This window comes from Arthrobacter sp. MMS18-M83 (assembly GCF_026683955.1).
Taxonomy (GTDB): domain Bacteria; phylum Actinomycetota; class Actinomycetes; order Actinomycetales; family Micrococcaceae; genus Arthrobacter.
The window spans coordinates 3,031,565-3,048,231 of sequence record NZ_CP113343.1 but is presented as its reverse complement, the minus strand read 5'-3'; the positions used below and the strand labels follow the sequence as shown (position 1 = coordinate 3,048,231).

Sequence of the window (16,667 nt, the reverse complement as noted above, 5' to 3'; positions counted from 1 at the left end):
CATCCGGAAGGACACCAGCTGTGACAACCACTGCCGAGGACGCAGTCTTCGGAACCCGCAACCGCCCCTACCCCGTGGAGGGCACCTACAACTTCCGGAGCACGGCAGGCTACGCCGCCGCGCGCAGCCACGAGGCCGCCGTGCGGACCATCCGCGAAGGAAAGCTGTACCGCTCGGACGCACTGCACGGACTGACCGACGCCGGACGCCGCCAATTCTCGGAGCTCGGCATCCGCTTGGTGATCGATTTGCGCGACCGCACCGAGTTGGCGAAGTCGCCCAGCAAGCTCGACGGACTCGCGGTCGACACGAGGCATAACCCGATTTTCGAAGAGGGCAATGTGCCCGGCACCGCAGAGATCACCACGCTGGTGGACATCTATCGGCTCATGATCCGCAGCCACGCCCAGCGCCTTGCCGACGCTGTTCGCCTCATTGCAGACTCCGGAACGGACCCCGTACTGGTGCACTGCACCGCGGGCAAGGACCGCACCGGTGTCGTGATTGCCCTGGCCCTCCTGGCCGCGGGTGTGGACCGCGAGCAGGTGATCCTCGACTACACCGCCAGCGAGGAGAACCTGCGCGGCGAATGGAGCGAGGCCATGATGGCCGCCGCCTCCAGCCACCCGGGCCTTGCGGGCATCGGAGAGGAACTCCAGGAAATCATCTCCGCGAGCCCCGCCACCGTCCTGGAAACCACGCTGGACCTCGTCGACGAAATGTACGGCAGCGCCACCGGCCTGCTCCAGGCCCACGATTTCAGCGACGCCGACCTCGAACGGCTCAGGGACGTCCTGACCATCAGCTCCACCCGCTAAGAACAGCTACCTACAAGGAGACAAGACCGTGAACACCGAACTCCAGCACCCCGCCCCCGAGCACTTCATCCTGCACATCAGCGACACCCACTTCGTAGCCGACAACGACCTCCTGCACGGCAGCGTGGACAGCGACGAGAATCTCCGCCAGCTGTTCCGCGACTTCGTCAAGGCCCAGGTCAAGCCCGAAGCACTGGTATTCACCGGCGACCTCGCCGACACCGGCCGCCCGGACGCCTACGTCCGCCTGCGCAACATCGTGGAGCCCGTCGCCGAGGAACTCGGCGCCAAGATCATCTGGGTCATGGGCAACCACGACGCGCGCACCGCCTTCCGCTCGGGCCTCCTTGACTCCGACGCCGGCGAGGAATCCGTGGACATGGTCCACGACGTCAACGGCTTGCGCATCATCGCCCTGGACTCCACGGTTCCGGGCAAGCACCACGGCGAAATCTCGGACGAGCAACTCGCTTGGCTGTCCGATGTCCTCGCCACCCCGGCCCCGCACGGCACCCTCATCGCCCTGCACCACCCGCCGGTTCCCAGCCCGCTGGAGATGATGGCCATGTTCGAACTCCGTGAGCAGAGCCGCTTCGAGAAGGTCATCGAAGGCACCGACGTGCGCGGCATCCTGGCCGGCCACCTGCACTACTCCACGTTCAGCACCTTCGGCGGCGCTCCCGTGACGGTTGCTTCGGCCACGTGCTACACGCAGGACCTGAACGTCGCGCCGAAGTCGATGCGCGGACAGAACGGCGCGCAGGCGTTCAACCTGATCCACCTCTACCAGGACAAGATGCTCAGCACCGTGGTGCCGATCGGCGAGTTCTCCACGGTGTACTCCGTCACGGCCGAGCAGATGGCCGCCTTCGAGAGGATGACGCTCGAAGAGGCGACCGCCGCGATGACCGCTCCCGGCGAGGCGTCCGACGTCGAGCCCTCCATCGCTGCCGAAGCGGCCGACGGCGAGCTCGCCGAAAGCGTTCGCTAACCAGCCACAGCACCGGAAGGAAGCCGAAAGAATGTTCATCGAGACCGCCGGGCCGGCAACGGGCATTGCCCCTGCCGGCCCGGCGGGGCTCCCGGCTAACCGGCGCCCCAAGCGCCGCGCCCTGAGCCCCTACCTCTACATCCTGCCCGCCGTTGTCCTGCTGCTCGTCTGGACGTACTGGCCACTGGGACAGACCGTCAACCTGTCCTTCAACGACTGGAACCTGATCCCCACCAAGCCCAAGCAGTACGTTGACGTGCAGAAGTACGCGAAGGTCCTGAGCCTGCCTGAGCTGCACCAAGCCCTGATCAACACGGGCTTGTACATCCTGGCGTTCCTGGGCATTTCCGTTGCACTGCCGCTCGTGTTCGCGCTGCTTTCCCGCAAGGTCCAGGGCAAGGCCCGCACCGCTTACCAGGCCCTGATCTTCGTCCCGTTCCTCATCACTCCCGTTGCCAGCAGCGCGATCTGGCGGTGGCTGTTCGCTCCTGAGGGCGGAACGATTCCCGCGATCGCCGCCGCCCTGGGCGCTCCGATGGGCAATGTGTTCCGTGATCCCGACGGTTCGATGATTGCGGTGATCGTAATTGTCGGCTGGCAGATGCTCGGCTTCGGCGTGCTGGTGGTTTCGGCCGGCCTGGCGGGCATCAGCCCGGATTACGCCGCAGCCGCATCGATCGACGGCGCCAGCGGCAGGCAGATCACGTGGCGGATTATTATCCCGCTGCTTTCGCCGAGCCTGGTGTTCCTCTCGCTCATGACCATCCTGCTGTCCGCGCAGTGGACATATCCCATCATTGACCTCGTGACGCAGGGCGGCCCGGGAAATTCGTCCACCAATATCTACTACCTGCTGTACCAGTTCGGCTTCAGGAACTTCGACGCCGGCCTGTCCTCCGCCGCGGGCACGCTCTTCTTCCTCGGATTCGGGCTGATCGCCCTGATCTTCGTGGAACTCTCGGAGCGACTCAGCTTCTACGACAACTAGAAAGAACCACCATGGCCTTCATCACCATCGCTCCGCCGGCCCAGCCTGGTTCCTTGGATGCTCCGCTTTCAGAGACGACGACGGCGCCTGCCGCCGAGCGCGGACGCATGCGGTCTGCGTCGCTGCGGCTCCCGTGGTTGCGGTCATTGCCCTTAAAGACCTTGCCCAGCCACGTTCTGCTGATCGCCTTGGCGATCGTCTCGATCTTCCCCATTTACTGGATGTTCGTCACGGCTTTCCGGCCGTCGTCGGACGCCCTGTCCACCAACCCGTTGCCGGGACCGCTGAGCCTGGAGAATTTCCAGTACGTCCTGAAGACCATCCCGATCGCTGGCATGCTGGCGAATACCTTCGGCATGGCACTGACGTTGGCGGTGTCCCAGTTGCTCGTGGCCATCCTGGCTTCCTACGGCTTTGCGCGTTGGGACTTTGTTGGGAAGAAGGCCTTGTACCTGTTGTTTGTGGGGTCCTGGCTGGTGCCTTTCCAGGTCACCATGATTCCCAACTACCTGCTGGTGTCCCAGATGGGCCTTCTCAACACCATCACTGGCGTGGTCATCCCGCAGTTGTGTTCGGCCTTTGCGGTGATGATGCTGCGCCAGCACCTCGAGGCCTTCCCCAAGGACCTCCTGGATGCGAGCCAGATGGATGGGCGGTCGTCGTGGAGGACGCTGTGGGAAGTGGTGGTTCCGAACCTGCGTCCAGCACTGGCGGCGCTTGGCATCATGTTGTTCATCAGTGCTTGGAACGAGTACTTGTGGCCTTCACTGATCATGCAGAAGTCCGATGCCCTCATCCAGGTCGGCATCCGCGGCTTCCTCGGCGCGGAAGGCAACAACTGGGGCGCCATCATGGCAGCATCCTCGCTCGCATGCTTGCCGATCTTCCTGATCTATATTTTCCTGCAGCGATACGTCGTGGACGCGTTTGTCCGCTCGGGTTTGAAGTAGCCCTGGCCCGAACGCTCGCTCACATACGTGGCTCCCACCCCGAACGCTCGCTCATTTGTGCCGCCGTTCCGGCCGACCCTCGCTCACATATAGGGCCAAATTCGGAAACCCTCGCTCACATCATGAACTGGTCCCCGGAAGTTCATGATCTGAGGGAGGGTTTTCGGAAAACTCCACAAAGGTGAGCGAGCGTCTTTGGCGACTTGAATGCAAGATGCCCTGCTACCTTTCATAAACAGGGCATCATGCCCCGTGATGCGTCCCACATTCAGGCATATCTTGAAGACCTCCCCAACCAACAATCCTTGGAGGTCCCGATGGCAACAGCAGTCGGCCACGATGACTATGCACTTGTACGGGTTCCCGCATCCGCACGCTTCCACTGGTTTTCAGTAGCCACTCAACGCTTCGGCCAGCTCAGTTCCTTGGCGAGCTTCCTGCTGGGCGCCACCCTCGGCTTCGGCATGGACTTCTGGAGTGCCGTCCTCGCCATCACACTCGGCTCGGTCATCCTTGAAATCGTCACCATCTTCACCGGCATCGCCGGACAGCGCGAAGGGCTATCGACGTCGGTACTCGCCCGTTGGACGGGCTTCGGCGGAGCCGGATCCTCACTGATCGGCATCGCCATCAGCCTGAGTGCCATCGGCTGGTTCGGCATCCAGAACGCCGTTTCGGCGCAAGGCCTGGCCAACTTGGTCGGCGTTCTTCCCGCGTGGGCATGGGCCCTCATATTCGGCGTGCTGGTCACCCTGATCGTCATGTTCGGCATGGCTTCCATGGCTTGGACCGCGTACGTGGCCGTACCTGCGTTCCTCCTGCTCGCAGGCTGGTCCATCATTGCCGAATTGTCCAAGCACAGCCTTGGCGATCTCCTCACGGCACCGCCCGGAGGCCCCGCACTCACGCTGATCCAAGGCACCACGATCGTAGCTGGCGGCTTCATCGTCGGCGCCGTCATTACACCGGACATGTCCCGCTTCAATCGCTCCGCCAAGGATGTGGTCAAGCAGACCGTTCTCGGTATCACCCTCGGCGAATACGTCATCGGCCTTATCGGCGTCCTCCTGGCGTTGGCTCTCAAGACCAACGACGTCGTCGCGATCGTGACATCGACGTCCGGCTTCATCGGTACGCTGATCGTCATCACGGCAACGCTCAAGATCAACGACTGGAACCTCTACGCGGCGTCCTTGGGCATCGTCAACTTCGCAGATCGCACCATGAAGCGCAAGCTGCACCGCGGTGCTGTCACCCTCACCGTCGGCCTCATCGGCACCGTCTTGGGTGCGGCCGGAATCCTGGGACACTTCACAGACTTCCTCATCCTGCTCGGCGTCGTCTTCCCGCCCATCGCGGGCATCATGGTGGCGGAGTACTTCGTGGTCCAAAAATGGCGCCCTGAACTGGAATCCAGCCGCAAGCTCGGCCGCTTGCCCGAACACGCTCCCGCTTGGGTACCCGCCACGATCGTGATCTGGGTACTCGCCTCCGTCATCGGATACTTCGTGGCTTGGGGACTGCCTTCCATCAATTCCCTCTTCATTGCCTTCATCCTCTACGCCATCGCGGGACGGATGGGCCTGATCCGGGGCATCGGCAGCACCAAGACCTACCCGGACCACGAGCCGGTGTCCGTCCCGGCGCCCGCCGCCTCCTGATGCCGGCCCCCTCAACCTAATATCAAAGGAGAATCAACCATGATGCGCATCGGCATAGATGTCGGCGGCACCAATACCGACGCCGTCCTCATGAATGGCAGCAGCGTCCTGGCTGCCACCAAGACCCACACCACGGAGGACGTCACCAGCGGGATCGTCAGCGCCCTGCGGCAACTCCGCGAAGCTGCCAGTTTCGAGGCAGGCGACGTAGCCGCCGTCATGATCGGCACGACGCACTTCATCAATGCGCTGGTGGAGGGCAAGAACCTGACCCCGACGGCAGCCATCCGCTTTGGCCTTCCGGCCACCAGGGCTCTGCCGCCCCTGGTGGACTGGCCGAGCCGCTTGGTGGATGTCCTCGGCGGACACAGCTACCTCTGCCACGGCGGCCACGAGTACGACGGCCGCCAGATCAGCCCCTTCGACGAGCGCGAGTTCCGGGAAGTCCTGGACAAGGTCGCGGATGCAGGGGCCCGCTCTATCGCCCTGTCCTCAGTGTTTTCCCCCATCAATGCCGAGTTCGAGCTGCGGGCAGCACAGATCGTGGACAGCGAATACCCGGAACTGTCCGTCAGCCTCTCCCACGAGATCGGACGGATGGGCCTGCTCGGCCGCGAGAATGCCACCATCATCAACGCGGCACTCCGCGACCTCGCGGACCACGTCACGTCGGGCCTGAGCCGCACCGTCGCCGAAGCAGGCATCAACGCCCCGGTGTACCTCAGCCAGAACGACGGCACGCTGATGGACATCGACTACGCCCGGAGGTATCCGGTGGCCACGTTCGCGTCCGGCCCCACCAACTCGATGCGCGGAGCCGCATTCCTTTCCGGGGAGCAAGACTGCGCGGTGGTCGACGTCGGGGGCACCACTACCGACGTCGGAATCCTCCAGTCTGGCTTCCCGCGCGAGGCGTCCACCGACGTCGCGGTCGCCGGGGTCCAGACGAACTTCCGCATGCCTGATGTGTTGTCCATTGGAATCGGCGGCGGCAGTTTGGTCCTCTCGCTCGACGGAAGGGTCGAGGTGGGCCCGGGCAGCGTCGGCTACGCGTTGACCGAGCGTGCCTTGCTGTTCGGCGGAGACACCCTGACGGCCACCGACGTCGCAGCGGCCGCTGGCCTGATCGAGCTCGGCGACAAGGACCGCGTGGCAGGGCTTGACCCAGCAATCGTGCGGGCCGCCCTGGAAAGCATCGCTACGCGGACGGCGGAAACCGTGGACCGAATGAGGACCTCGGCCGAACCTGTGCCCGTGGTGGTCGTCGGCGGCGGTGGATTCCTGGTTCCGGACAACCTGACCGGCGCCTCGGCAGTCCTGCGGCCCGAACATGGTTCCGTTGCCAATGCGATTGGTGCCGCCATCGCGCAGGTGGGAGGCGAAGTGGACCGGGTCTTCTCCGTGGATCCCGGCAGACGCGATTCAGTGCTCGACGCCGCGCGGCAGGAAGCCACCGACCGTGCAATTGCCGCCGGTGCGCGCCCCGATTCGGTCTCGATCGTGGACATCGAAGAAGTTCCCTTGGCGTATTTGCCCGGCAACGCCACGCGCATCCGGGTCAAGGCAGTAGGCAACCTGGCTCTTGGAGGCAACAATGCGTGAAATTGATGAAACCCACATGTCGGACATCGCCCGCGGTGCCGCGGTACTGGGCACGGGAGGCGGTGGCGATCCTTATGTGGGCCGCCTCCTGGCCGAACAGGCACTGCGCCAGCACGGTCCGGTGACCCTGCTCGACGTCGGCGAGTTGCCGGACGACGCCGTCGTCGTCCCCGTCGCGCTTATGGGCGCCCCGACCGTGATGCTGGAGAAAATGCCAGCAGGCGATGAAGCCACCAATGCCCTCCGCGCCGTCGAGCAGCTGATCGGCAAACGCGTCACACACACCGTGTCCATCGAGGCCGGCGGCCTGAACTCCGTGACGCCCTTTATCGCCGCTGCAGAACTTGGCTTGCCGCTGGTTGACGCCGACGCCATGGGGCGCGCCTTCCCGGAGTTGCAAATGGTCCTGCCCACGCTCAGCGGAGTCCACGCGAGCCCCATGACCATGGCGGATGAACGCGGAAATGCGATTACCTTGCAGACCGTCGACAATGCTTGGGCAGAACGCTTGGCCCGCGCCGTGACCGTCGAGATGGGCTGCACGGCCGCCGTCAGCCTTTACGTCTTGACCGGTAAGCAAGTCAAGGAGCTCATGGTTCCCGGAACCATCACTTTGTGCGAACGGCTGGGGACCGGCATCCGCGAAGCCCGCGAACAACACCGGGATCCGGTAGCAGTAGCGACGGAACTGCTACGCGGCCGGAAGCTGTTCACCGGCAAGATCGTGGATATCCAGCGCAAGACCGAGGCCGGCTTCGCACGCGGCGAGGCACGCTTGGATGGCGTTGGCGAAGACCTGGGCTCACGCTTCGAACTCGCTTTCCAGAACGAACACCTCGTGGCGCGGCGCGACGGCGAGGTCGTAGCCAGCGTCCCGGATCTCATCTGCGTCCTGGACACGGATTCCGGCGAGCCAGTCACCACGGAGATGCTCCGCTACGGCGTCCGGGTCACGGTCCTCGCTGCCCCGTGCGATCCGCGCTGGCGCACCGATGCGGCGCTCGAACTGGTGGGACCGGGCTACTTCGGCTACGACCACCAGTACGTGCCAATCGGCTGAATCGCCGTGCCACAATGATCAACATGAGGACCTCTCCCGTGCCGCCACAGCCGTGACACCACGATCACCGGTGGAGCGCTATCTCGGCGTGGACGATGTGTCCGCCCTGGCCGCGGGAGCGGGGCTGCTGGGTTCCGGCGGCGGCGGGGACGTCGCCGTCGGGGCCCGGCTTTTGCGTCATATGCTCCAAGGGGGAGGTCGCGTCCGCTTGGTACCTGCCGGCGGTCTGCCACCGAACACCGTCGTGGTCCACGTCGGGCTCGCTGGGGCGCCTGACGTCGTCGCGGAGCGGCCACCGGGCGGGGAAGACTTTGCCGACGCTGTTACCGCGTTGGCAGGCGCACTGCGCCAGCGCGTCGGCGCTATCGGGGTGATCGAAATCGGGGGCTTGAATGCCTTGGTCCCCATTGTTGCCGCGCAAGTGCTCCGGCTTCCCGTGGTGGACGGAGACCTCATGGGCCGAGCTTTCCCCGGATCAGCCAGACGACCCTCGCCGCCTCGGGCCATCCGGCGACGCCCATGGCGGTGGTTGGGCCCGCGGGAGATTCCGTCATTATCGAATCCGCTTCCATCGATGCGGCCGACCGGATCATGCGCGCCAACGTCGCCGCCCTGGGGGGCGCCGCAGCGGTGGCCCTCTATCCGTGCCGCGCCGACACCTTGGCAGCACTTGGTTTGCCCGGTTCGGTCAGCGGCTGCCTTGCGCTCGGACAGGCCCTGGCTGACTCCGCGGGGCGCAGCGTTTCGGACCTCGCCGCCAGGCTGGGCGGCGAGTTGTTGTGCGAAGGCAGGGTAGACGAGATCCGGCCCCGGCGCGGAGACGTCCCCGGCAGCCTCACGGTCACAGACCGTTCAGCGGGGCACATCCTGAGACTGGACATGCTGGACGAATACTTGAACGTGGCTATAGACGGCGTCTCCCGTGCGTCCGCGCCGGATGTCTTGGCAGTGTTGGACCCCGTGACCTTTGTTCCCATCCCGCCGGACAGGCTCCGCTCGGGACAATCGATCGCGTTGCTGCGTCTCCCGCCGATGCCAGGCTGGCCTGACGGCGCAGAGGAGTTGATCGGACTCACCGCTTTCGGGATCGACGCCGGACAGCCGGAGACCACCCGATGACCGCCAATTACGCGCCGGTCACCGTCCGGGAACTCCTCACCGAAACGGTACTCGCAGGTTCCGCCGTCGTCGCCGGCAAGCACGGACTCGACCGCGCAGTCCGCGACTTGAGCTGGTACAGCGGTGAGCTCCCGACGACGGCGAACGGTCACCTTGTGGTGTGCGCCGCGGCGGCGGTGACACCGTCCTACCGCTTGGAAGCCCTCGTCCGGCGGGCCGAATCGGCCGGCGTTGCAGCTCTGCTGATAACCGCCGAAGAGCAGCCACCCTTGCTCTCCACCCTGCGGTTGGCCGACCGTCTTGCCATCCCCGTGCTGTCCATTGTGGGGGCCGACCTCGTGGACCTGCTCCATCGCCTCACCATCCGGGTCCGTGCACCGGAAGTACAGCGGGCAAGGCTCATCGAGGACGTGGTCCGCCGGCTCAGTACCAAGACCACGGCGGAAGACATTCTGGCCGCGCTGAGCTTGGCATTGTCCCAAGCGGTTTGGCTGCTGTCCTCGGACGGGAGCGCGATCCACGGTGAACCCCTCGGCCTGCCTTCGACGCTCAGACTGGACCTGACCGTTCCACAGCACAGCGACCCCTCACCCGGCGGGCAGATCCTGATCCATCCCGTGACCGAGCCGGGCTCCACGCAAGCCGCCGCGTGGCTCGCTTCCCATACGGCCGGCAGCGGGGAACACCAGCGCATCGCAACGGCCAGTGCCTTGGCAGTTGCCGAACCCTTCGTCCGGGCGTGGCTCACCAGTCAGCGCGCGGCAGCCGAAAGGGATTCCGTGTTCCATGGACGTCTTCTCGCGGACCTCATCGCGGGGCAGGGTGTGGCGAGCCAAGATGTCGTGGAACGCGCGCTGTCCGCGGGCTGGCGCCTCCAGGACTGGCACGTCGGAATCCACCTGATCCGGACCGCTCGGCTTGGGGATCCCTTGCAGGATGATCCCGTGACCTCCATGCGGAAACTGCGGAGCGCCTTGGAAGCCCAAAAGCTTGTTGGACCCGTAGTGGACCGTGGTGATGGCTGGACCGTCTGGATCAGCAGCGCCACGGAACCCCCGTCGTCGGATGGCCGCCGGGTTCTGCGCTCAGTGCGCCTCATGCTGGCCCAGCTGCCCGCACACTGGGAGGTGGTGGCCGGAGTGGGACGTGTCCACCACGGCCCCGGCGGGTTGGCCAGCACGCTCTTGGAAGCGCGCGACGCGGCAACGTTGGCAAGGACGCACGACTACCGTCCTGCGGCCGAACACATCGATGAGCTGGGCGTCGCGAGACTCTTGGCTGCATGGCAGGATTCCGAGATCCTGCGGGCTTTCGCCGAGACCGCACTGGCACCTCTCAAAGGCGTCGATGGCGGGCAGCTTCTCCGCACCCTGCAGGTATACCTTGAGGCTGGCGGCTCGGTCTCCACTACTGGAATTGTCCTGGGCTTGCACCGCAACACCGTCACGGCACGCCTGCACCGACTACGCGAGCGCTTGGGCGTGGACCTCGATGATCCCAACCAGCGGCTGGCGCTGCAATTAGCCTGCAGAAGCATCGAGACCGAGCACAGCTAGAGCGCTGCCCGTGGAGATCCCGTCACTCCGGGCAGTCCGCACTGTCCTCCCGGGTTCGCAGTGCGCGCCGCCCGTTCTGGGCTTTGGATGATGCACCTAGTGTTGCCAGCACATGTACCCCTACGGAAGGATCTGTCATGCATCTTCGAGTCATAGTTCCTGTGATCGGCGACAGCTTTGCCGAGTCGGTCGCGGCTGAGATCGCCGCCTGGGTTTCCCCAGGAACCACGTTCGACATCGTTTCCCTGGCCCGCGGAACGGCAAGCATCGAGTCCGAGTACGACGAAGCCCTCGCGGCACCGGGCATCCTTGACCGGATCGACGAGGCAAGCAGCGACGGCGTTGATGCCGTGTTCGTCACTTGCTTCGGCGATCCCGGGGTGCACGCGGCGCGGGAGATCGCGGACTATCCAGTGGTTGGCGGCTTCGAACCGGCGGTCCTGCACGCCCTGAGCCTGGGCGAAAAGATTGGCATCATTACTGTGCTCCCTAACGTCTTGCCGATGCTCCGCAGCCTCACCCGGCGGTACGGCTTGAGCGAGCGGATCGCCTGCATCCGCGTTGTGGACTTGCCTGTGCTCGGCTTGGAAGACCACGAACTGCTCCTGGACCGCCTCTACGTCCAAGCGTCGGAGGCTGTTGGGCGCGGCGAGGCCGATGTCATCGTGCTCGGGTGCACAGGAATGCTCGGGGTGGCTGCTGCACTGCAGCGGCGACTGGAAGAGAACGGCACGTACGTACCGGTTGTGGATCCCACCGGCGCCGCTGTCACCTGGCTCGAAAGCAGCGTCCGTTTGGGCGTGCGACCAAGCCGCACCACGTACATGCGTCCGCCTGTGAAGGCCCGCAGCGTCTGATTCGGTGGCTGAGTCCCATGGTGAGCCTAGATCCGTGATCGGTCTAGACCCGTGCGGCCGAAAGTGCCGCGCGGGTGTCCGTCAGCTTGGCTTCGGCTCCGGACCTCAGGAAGGCGAGGTCCGAGTCGACAGCCAGCAGATCGGCGTCGCGCAACGCACCGCTCAACTGGGCTGAGCCGCTGAACGCACCCGTCAGCTTTCCAAGACGCCGGGCTACCGCCAGAACGTGGCTGATCGCATCGAGGGTGATCGGATCCGTGACGCCGCTGGCGCGTAAGGACAGTGCCAAATCGTAGGGACCAAGGAAGATCCCGTCGATGCCCTCGGTTTCGGCGATCTCCTCAGCGTTGGCCAGCCCCGCTGCGCTTTCAATCATGGCCAAGCACAGTACTTTCCCTTCGGGCTGCAGCAGCGAAGGCGCCGCGATGGCAGACCGTGAAGCCCCGGAACTGCGGACACCCTCTGGTGGAAAGGCACAGGCGGCGGCGATCGCGGCGGCTTGGACCGCGGACTCGACCATCGGGACCACGACGCCGGCCGCTCCGGCGTCGAGGGCACGGCCGATCTCCGCCGCGCTGTGCCCGGACGTGCGCACCAAAGCAGGCGTTCGGTTGATTTCGCAAGCGCGGAGCAACCCGGGGAGTCCGTCCAGGGTGGCGGTGCCGTGTTGCAGGTCGATGCCGATCCAGTCGAATCCGCTGCCGGACAGGACTTCTATGCCGTGCGCATCCAGAAAAGTGAGCCAAGCGCCAAAGCGGTTCGTCAGTTGGCTGGGCATGGGGGCCGGAGTCATGGTTTCTCCTGGTCAAGTTGGGCAGCAGGTTTCAAGGTCAGACGTGACCAAGGCAAATCTACGGCAGGAGTGCAACAGGTGCCTTGGGCAGGCCGCCCCTTCTGGGCCCGGAAACTAGGCATTCCGCCCTTCGACCCTCAACAACAAAGCCCTAACGCAGTTTCCTCGTGGAACGCGATTGACAACCAATGAACGCGCTTTCAACTTTTCCCCGTAGCTATCTGTTCGCATTCGATTTACCCATTTGAATCCACAAGTTCCATGATGAGCATCAGAATGAAAGCGCGTTCATTTGATCGCGATTGCGTCCGACCCGTTCACTCCTGGAGACACTTTGAAACGTCGAATCGTCCTGCTTGGTGCCGTACTCGCCGCCGGATCCCTGCTTTCCACCGCCTGCACACCGCCCGGCCAAGCATCGGCCTCATCCAACGAATCCCTCATCATCTACAGCAACTCAGTCTCCGATGGGCGCGGTGATTGGTTGAAGAAGGAAGCCGCGGCGGCCGGTTTCAAGATCGACTTCGTTGATCTGGGAGGTGGCGACGTGATGAACCGCCTGACGGCGGAGAAGAACAACCCTGTGGCTGACGTAACGTTCGGCTTGAACAACGTGTACTTCGAGAAGCTCAAGGCCCAGAACGTGCTCGATCCCTACACACCGTCCTGGGCAGGAGACGTCGATGCCTCCCTGGGTGACCAGTCAGGCAAGCAATTCTGGCCGATTGTGCGCGAGCCGATCATGCTCGTCTACAACAAGGCCGCCTACGCCACTCCTGCCGCCGCCCCACAGGATTGGACCGATCTCTGGACCAAGGGCCAGTTCAAAGGCAAGTACGAGGTGCCCACCGCGCTGGGAGGTGCCACAACCCAGATGGTGCTTGCCGGCATCCTGGCCCGCTACGCCGACGCCAGCGGTGAGCTCGGGATCAGCGCCGAGGGGTGGGCACAAGTAAAGGCTTACTTCGCCAACGGGAGCCGTGCCGTCACGGGCGAGGACCTGTACTCGCGCATGAAGAAGTCCCAGGTGGACGCCGGCCAGATGTGGCTCTCCGGTAAAGCGAGCCGCGAAAAGCAATACGGGATCGCGACGGAAGCCGTGAAGCCCGCCGTCGGAGTTCCTTTCGCCGTTCAGCAGGTCGGCCTGATCAAGGGCACCAAGAAGGACGAAACCGCTAAGAAGTTCATCGACTGGTTCGGTTCCGCCGACGTCCAGGCCAAGTGGTCCAAGCAGTTCTTCACGGCCCCCGCCAACAACAAGGCCGCCGCCACCGCAGATGCTCAGGCGATCCAACAGACTGCCGCGTTCAAGAACCAGGCTATCGACTGGACTTTGGTCGGGAAATACATCGACAAGTGGGTCGAGAAGATCCAGCTTGAGTACCTGAAGGGCTAGTCGATGATCACGTTTGAGAATGTCGAGATCCGCTTCGGAGATTTTGTCGCACTGCCCGAGTACCAGCTCACGGTGGAAGAAGGCGAGTTTTTCACCCTCCTGGGCCCCTCGGGCTGTGGCAAGTCCACTGCCCTCCGGGCGCTGGCCGGCTTCATCGAGCCCAGCCGCGGGGACATCCGTATCGGCGGCAAGCGTGTCACACACTTGCCCAGCCACCGCCGCGAAATCGGGATGGTCTTCCAGAGCTACGCCCTGTTTCCCACCCTGTCCGTGTGGGAAAACATCGCCTTCGGCCTCAAGGTTGCGAAGGTTTCCAAGGCCGAGACCGCAGAGCGCGTCCGCAAAATCGCCCGCGAGGTCAATCTCAGCGACGAACAACTGGGCAAGAGCGTCACGGACCTTTCCGGCGGCCAGCAACAGCGCGTTGCGATCGCCCGCGCCTTGGTGCTGCGGCCCAAGATCCTGTTGCTGGATGAACCCTTGTCCAACCTCGACGCGAAGCTACGCCACCAATTGCGGGCCCAGCTCAAGGATCTACAGCAGCAGTTCGGCATCACTACTGTCTACGTCACCCACGACCAGGACGAGGCGCTGACCATGAGCGACCGCATTGCCGTGATGAACAACGGCCGGATCGAGCAGGTAGGAACGCCCCAGGAGGTGTACACGCGGTCCGCGACCGAGTTTGTGTGCAACTTTGTGGGCGATGCCAACAGGCTGTCCCCCTCCACAGTCAAAGCAGTAATGCGCGACGGCGGGACCCACCTTGATCCCGCGAGGCCAGCTTACGTGCGGATCGAAAAGGTCAGGATCGAGGCGGCGGATACGGTCGTCTCGGCAGCGGTGCCCGCCCTCGCGGGCCGGGTGAGCTCACGGCACTATCACGGCGTCTACAGCAGCTACCGCGTCGAGACGGATCACGGAACGTTCCGCGGGATCCTGCAGGAGGATGGCAGGGGAGGCTTCCAGCCCGGAGATTCGGTCCAGATCCTAGTCAACCCGGACGACCTCCTTCAGTACGGCGTCTCCCAGTACGGGGTCGCCTCGTGAACGGCTCGTTGAAACAACTGCTTCGGTCCCCGCTGTTCCTGGTGGTGGGGGCGGTTCTGTTGTGGTTTTCCGTCACGTTCCTGATCTACCCGAACGTTAGATTGCTTGGAACGGTCTTCCTGCCGGAGGGGCAGTTTTCCTTCGATGCCGTCCGGCGGCTGATGTCTTCCCAACGCGCCATGGAATCATTGCGCAACAGCTTCCTACTTGCAGTCGTGCTCTCGGTGACCGTCAACGCCGTCGGGATCTTCATTGTCCTGGCAACACGGTACTTCGACATCAAAGGCGCCCGGGTTTTGTGGCTGGGCTACGCCAGCACGCTGGTTTACGGCGGAATCGTGCTGGTGGCCGGCTACAAGTTCATCTACGGAGATAGTGGCTTCATCACGCGCCTGCTGCTGAACGTGTTCCCGGGCATGAATGCGGGTTGGTTCACGGGCATGTTCGCCGTGGTGTTCGTCATGACGTTCGCCTGCACCGGAAACCATCTGCTGTTCCTCGGCAATGCGCTGGCGAAGGTGGACTTCCAGACCATCGAAGCCGCACGGATGATGGGCGCTTCAAGCTGGAAAGTGCTGCGCAGCATCGTCCTGCCCACTCTGATGCCGACGGTGTATGCCATCACCATCCTGACCTTCCTCGGCGGGCTGGGGGCGCTGGCCGCCCCACAAGTACTCGGCGGCCAAGACTTCCAGACCGTCACGCCGATGATTTTGACGTTCGCCAATGCTCCGTCGTCGCGGGATCTTGCCGCGACGCTCGCCATCATCCTGGGCCTATCCACTATCGTGTTGCTGGCCGTGATGAACCGTCTTGAGAAAGGCGGGACCTACTTCAGCGTGTCCAAAGTTCCTGCGTCCATGCAGAAGCAAAAGATCGAAAACCCGGTGGCAAATGTTGTGGTGTACGCCGTGGCATACGCACTTTTCGCCGTCTATGCGCTCCCGCCGGTCCTAATCGTGGTCTTCTCCTTCACCGACGCTGCCTCGATCCAGAGCGCCACCCTGAACCCCGGCACCTTCACTCTGGATAACTACCTCCGAGTCTTCACCGACTACTCGGCACTGTGGCCGTTCCTCGTGAGCATCGGCTACAGTGCCGTCGCAACGATTGTTGCGGTCTTCGGCCTGCTGTTCGTTGCCCGCCTGGTACAGAAATTCCGCAACCCCGTCACCGCTGCCATCGAATTCATCCTGCATATCCCTTGGATTCTGCCCTCCACCATGGTGGCGCTTGGATTGATCATCACTTTCGACCACTCGGAATGGCTGGTGGGCAACATTGTCCTGGCAGGCACGCTGGCGATCCTCGCGATTGCCTACGTGATCGGCAAGATCCCATTCACCCTGCGGATGCTCAAGGCAGCCTTCGCCGCGGTACCGGACCAGCTGGAAGAGGCCGCCGCGATTCTTGGTGCCGGATCCTTCACCACCTTTCGCCGGATCCTGTTGCCGATCGTCGCCCCCACGGCGGCGGCGGTAGCGGCCCTGAACTTCAACCACCTGCTCGACGACTACGACACTGCCGTCTTCCTGGCTCACCCCCTGTACCAGCCTTTGGGCATCGTCATCAAGAACGCCACCAGCAACGACACCTTGACGGACACCACAGCCCTGACCTTCGTTTACACCGTCATCCTCATGGTCATCACGGGCGTCACCATGTGGCTCGTCTACGGACGCGCGACCAGGCCCGTCGGTTCGCGGCGCCGACCTAAGTCGCCAACAAAAGTAGTCCCTGCTCCGCGGTCGACTACACCAGAAACCGTCCGCGAATACCGTGAGCTGGCCACAGCTGGCGCCGCCAACAAGCAAGAGGGATAGAAA

14 protein-coding genes and 1 pseudogene are annotated in these 16,667 nt (G+C 63.8%); 14 read left to right on the top strand and 1 reads right to left on the bottom strand.

Features of this window, described 5'->3' with window-relative positions:
- The first annotated feature begins 20 nt into the window (after nucleotides 1–20).
- The 11 genes and pseudogenes from OW521_RS14450 (at nucleotide 21) to OW521_RS14400 (ending at nucleotide 11,602) form a co-directional block, all read left to right on the top strand.
- A complete protein-coding gene (locus OW521_RS14450) occupies nucleotides 21–818 on the top strand; it encodes a tyrosine-protein phosphatase (protein ID WP_268020322.1) in 798 nt (265 codons plus the stop codon).
- Nucleotides 819–846: 28 nt separating this feature from the next.
- Nucleotides 847–1,809 (top strand): phosphodiesterase, encoded by a 963-nt coding sequence (locus OW521_RS14445; RefSeq protein WP_268020321.1) that lies wholly within the window; start codon nucleotides 847–849, stop codon nucleotides 1,807–1,809.
- A gap of 31 nt (nucleotides 1,810–1,840) precedes the next feature.
- Complete coding sequence (locus tag OW521_RS14440) at nucleotides 1,841–2,797, top strand: carbohydrate ABC transporter permease (RefSeq protein ID WP_268020320.1); 957 nt, start codon at nucleotides 1,841–1,843, stop codon at nucleotides 2,795–2,797.
- 11 nt (nucleotides 2,798–2,808) lie between these two features.
- On the top strand, nucleotides 2,809–3,747 hold the full coding sequence (locus OW521_RS14435; protein ID WP_268020319.1) for a carbohydrate ABC transporter permease: 939 nt from the start codon (nucleotides 2,809–2,811) through the stop codon (nucleotides 3,745–3,747).
- Nucleotides 3,748–4,064: 317 nt separating this feature from the next.
- Entirely contained in the window at nucleotides 4,065–5,408 is a 1,344-nt protein-coding gene (locus tag OW521_RS14430) for a purine-cytosine permease family protein (protein ID WP_268020318.1), read from the top strand.
- 42 nt (nucleotides 5,409–5,450) lie between these two features.
- Nucleotides 5,451–7,010, top strand: a complete 1,560-nt coding sequence (locus OW521_RS14425) for a hydantoinase/oxoprolinase family protein (protein WP_268025884.1) — start codon at nucleotides 5,451–5,453, stop codon at nucleotides 7,008–7,010.
- Nucleotides 7,003–8,070, top strand: coding sequence for a DUF917 domain-containing protein (locus tag OW521_RS14420; RefSeq protein WP_268020317.1), 1,068 nt, complete (start codon nucleotides 7,003–7,005; stop codon nucleotides 8,068–8,070). The genes OW521_RS14425 and OW521_RS14420 overlap by 8 nt, the downstream gene beginning before the upstream one ends.
- Nucleotides 8,003–8,485 (top strand): annotated as a pseudogene (locus OW521_RS24405) (S-methyl thiohydantoin desulfurase domain-containing protein); the annotation flags it as partial. The gene OW521_RS14420 and the pseudogene OW521_RS24405, both read left to right, overlap by 68 nt.
- 104 nt (nucleotides 8,486–8,589) lie before the next feature.
- The gene (locus OW521_RS14410) at nucleotides 8,590–9,189 is read left to right on the top strand and encodes an S-methyl thiohydantoin desulfurase domain-containing protein (RefSeq protein ID WP_268020315.1); all 600 of its coding nucleotides are present in this window, start codon (nucleotides 8,590–8,592) and stop codon (nucleotides 9,187–9,189) included.
- Nucleotides 9,186–10,745, top strand: a complete 1,560-nt coding sequence (locus OW521_RS14405; protein ID WP_268020314.1) for a helix-turn-helix domain-containing protein — start codon at nucleotides 9,186–9,188, stop codon at nucleotides 10,743–10,745. The genes OW521_RS14410 and OW521_RS14405 overlap by 4 nt, the downstream gene beginning before the upstream one ends.
- Nucleotides 10,746–10,882: 137 nt before the next feature.
- Entirely contained in the window at nucleotides 10,883–11,602 is a 720-nt protein-coding gene (locus OW521_RS14400) for an aspartate/glutamate racemase family protein (RefSeq protein WP_268020313.1), read from the top strand.
- Nucleotides 11,603–11,645: 43 nt separating this feature from the next.
- Here the strand turns inward: OW521_RS14400 and OW521_RS14395 are convergent, their stop codons facing one another.
- Nucleotides 11,646–12,395, bottom strand: a complete 750-nt coding sequence (locus OW521_RS14395; RefSeq protein ID WP_268020312.1) for an HpcH/HpaI aldolase family protein — start codon at nucleotides 12,393–12,395, stop codon at nucleotides 11,646–11,648.
- A 334-nt stretch (nucleotides 12,396–12,729) separates the two neighbouring features.
- Between OW521_RS14395 and OW521_RS14390 the strand changes: the two genes are divergently transcribed.
- The 3 genes from OW521_RS14390 to OW521_RS14380 are packed head-to-tail and all read left to right on the top strand — an operon-like array spanning nucleotide 12,730 to nucleotide 16,664.
- The gene (locus OW521_RS14390; protein WP_268020311.1) at nucleotides 12,730–13,791 is read left to right on the top strand and encodes an extracellular solute-binding protein; all 1,062 of its coding nucleotides are present in this window, start codon (nucleotides 12,730–12,732) and stop codon (nucleotides 13,789–13,791) included.
- Between the two features lie 3 nt (nucleotides 13,792–13,794).
- Complete coding sequence (locus OW521_RS14385; protein WP_268020310.1) at nucleotides 13,795–14,841, top strand: ABC transporter ATP-binding protein; 1,047 nt, start codon at nucleotides 13,795–13,797, stop codon at nucleotides 14,839–14,841.
- Nucleotides 14,838–16,664: an ABC transporter permease gene (locus OW521_RS14380; protein ID WP_268020309.1), complete on the top strand. Its 1,827-nt coding sequence runs from the start codon at nucleotides 14,838–14,840 to the stop codon at nucleotides 16,662–16,664. Before OW521_RS14385 ends, OW521_RS14380 begins: the two co-directional genes overlap by 4 nt.
- The last annotated feature ends 3 nt before the right edge of the window (nucleotides 16,665–16,667 follow it).

What these genes read in the sequence shown, in the direction of transcription:
- OW521_RS14435 (WP_268020319.1), top strand. Translation starts at nt 2,809, where the DNA reads ATGGCCTTCATCACCATCGCTCCGCCGGCCCAGCCTGGTTCCTTGGAT.
- OW521_RS14440 (WP_268020320.1), top strand. Translation starts at nt 1,841, where the DNA reads ATGTTCATCGAGACCGCCGGGCCGGCAACGGGCATTGCCCCTGCCGGC.
- OW521_RS14385 (WP_268020310.1), top strand. Translation starts at nt 13,795, where the DNA reads ATGATCACGTTTGAGAATGTCGAGATCCGCTTCGGAGATTTTGTCGCA.
- OW521_RS14410 (WP_268020315.1), top strand. Translation starts at nt 8,590, where the DNA reads ATGGCGGTGGTTGGGCCCGCGGGAGATTCCGTCATTATCGAATCCGCT.
- OW521_RS14430 (WP_268020318.1), top strand. Translation starts at nt 4,065, where the DNA reads ATGGCAACAGCAGTCGGCCACGATGACTATGCACTTGTACGGGTTCCC.
- OW521_RS14420 (WP_268020317.1), top strand. Translation starts at nt 7,003, where the DNA reads ATGCGTGAAATTGATGAAACCCACATGTCGGACATCGCCCGCGGTGCC.
- OW521_RS14405 (WP_268020314.1), top strand. Translation starts at nt 9,186, where the DNA reads ATGACCGCCAATTACGCGCCGGTCACCGTCCGGGAACTCCTCACCGAA.
- OW521_RS14395 (WP_268020312.1), bottom strand. Translation starts at nt 12,395, where the DNA reads ATGACTCCGGCCCCCATGCCCAGCCAACTGACGAACCGCTTTGGCGCT.
- OW521_RS14425 (WP_268025884.1), top strand. Translation starts at nt 5,451, where the DNA reads ATGCGCATCGGCATAGATGTCGGCGGCACCAATACCGACGCCGTCCTC.
- OW521_RS14400 (WP_268020313.1), top strand. Translation starts at nt 10,883, where the DNA reads ATGCATCTTCGAGTCATAGTTCCTGTGATCGGCGACAGCTTTGCCGAG.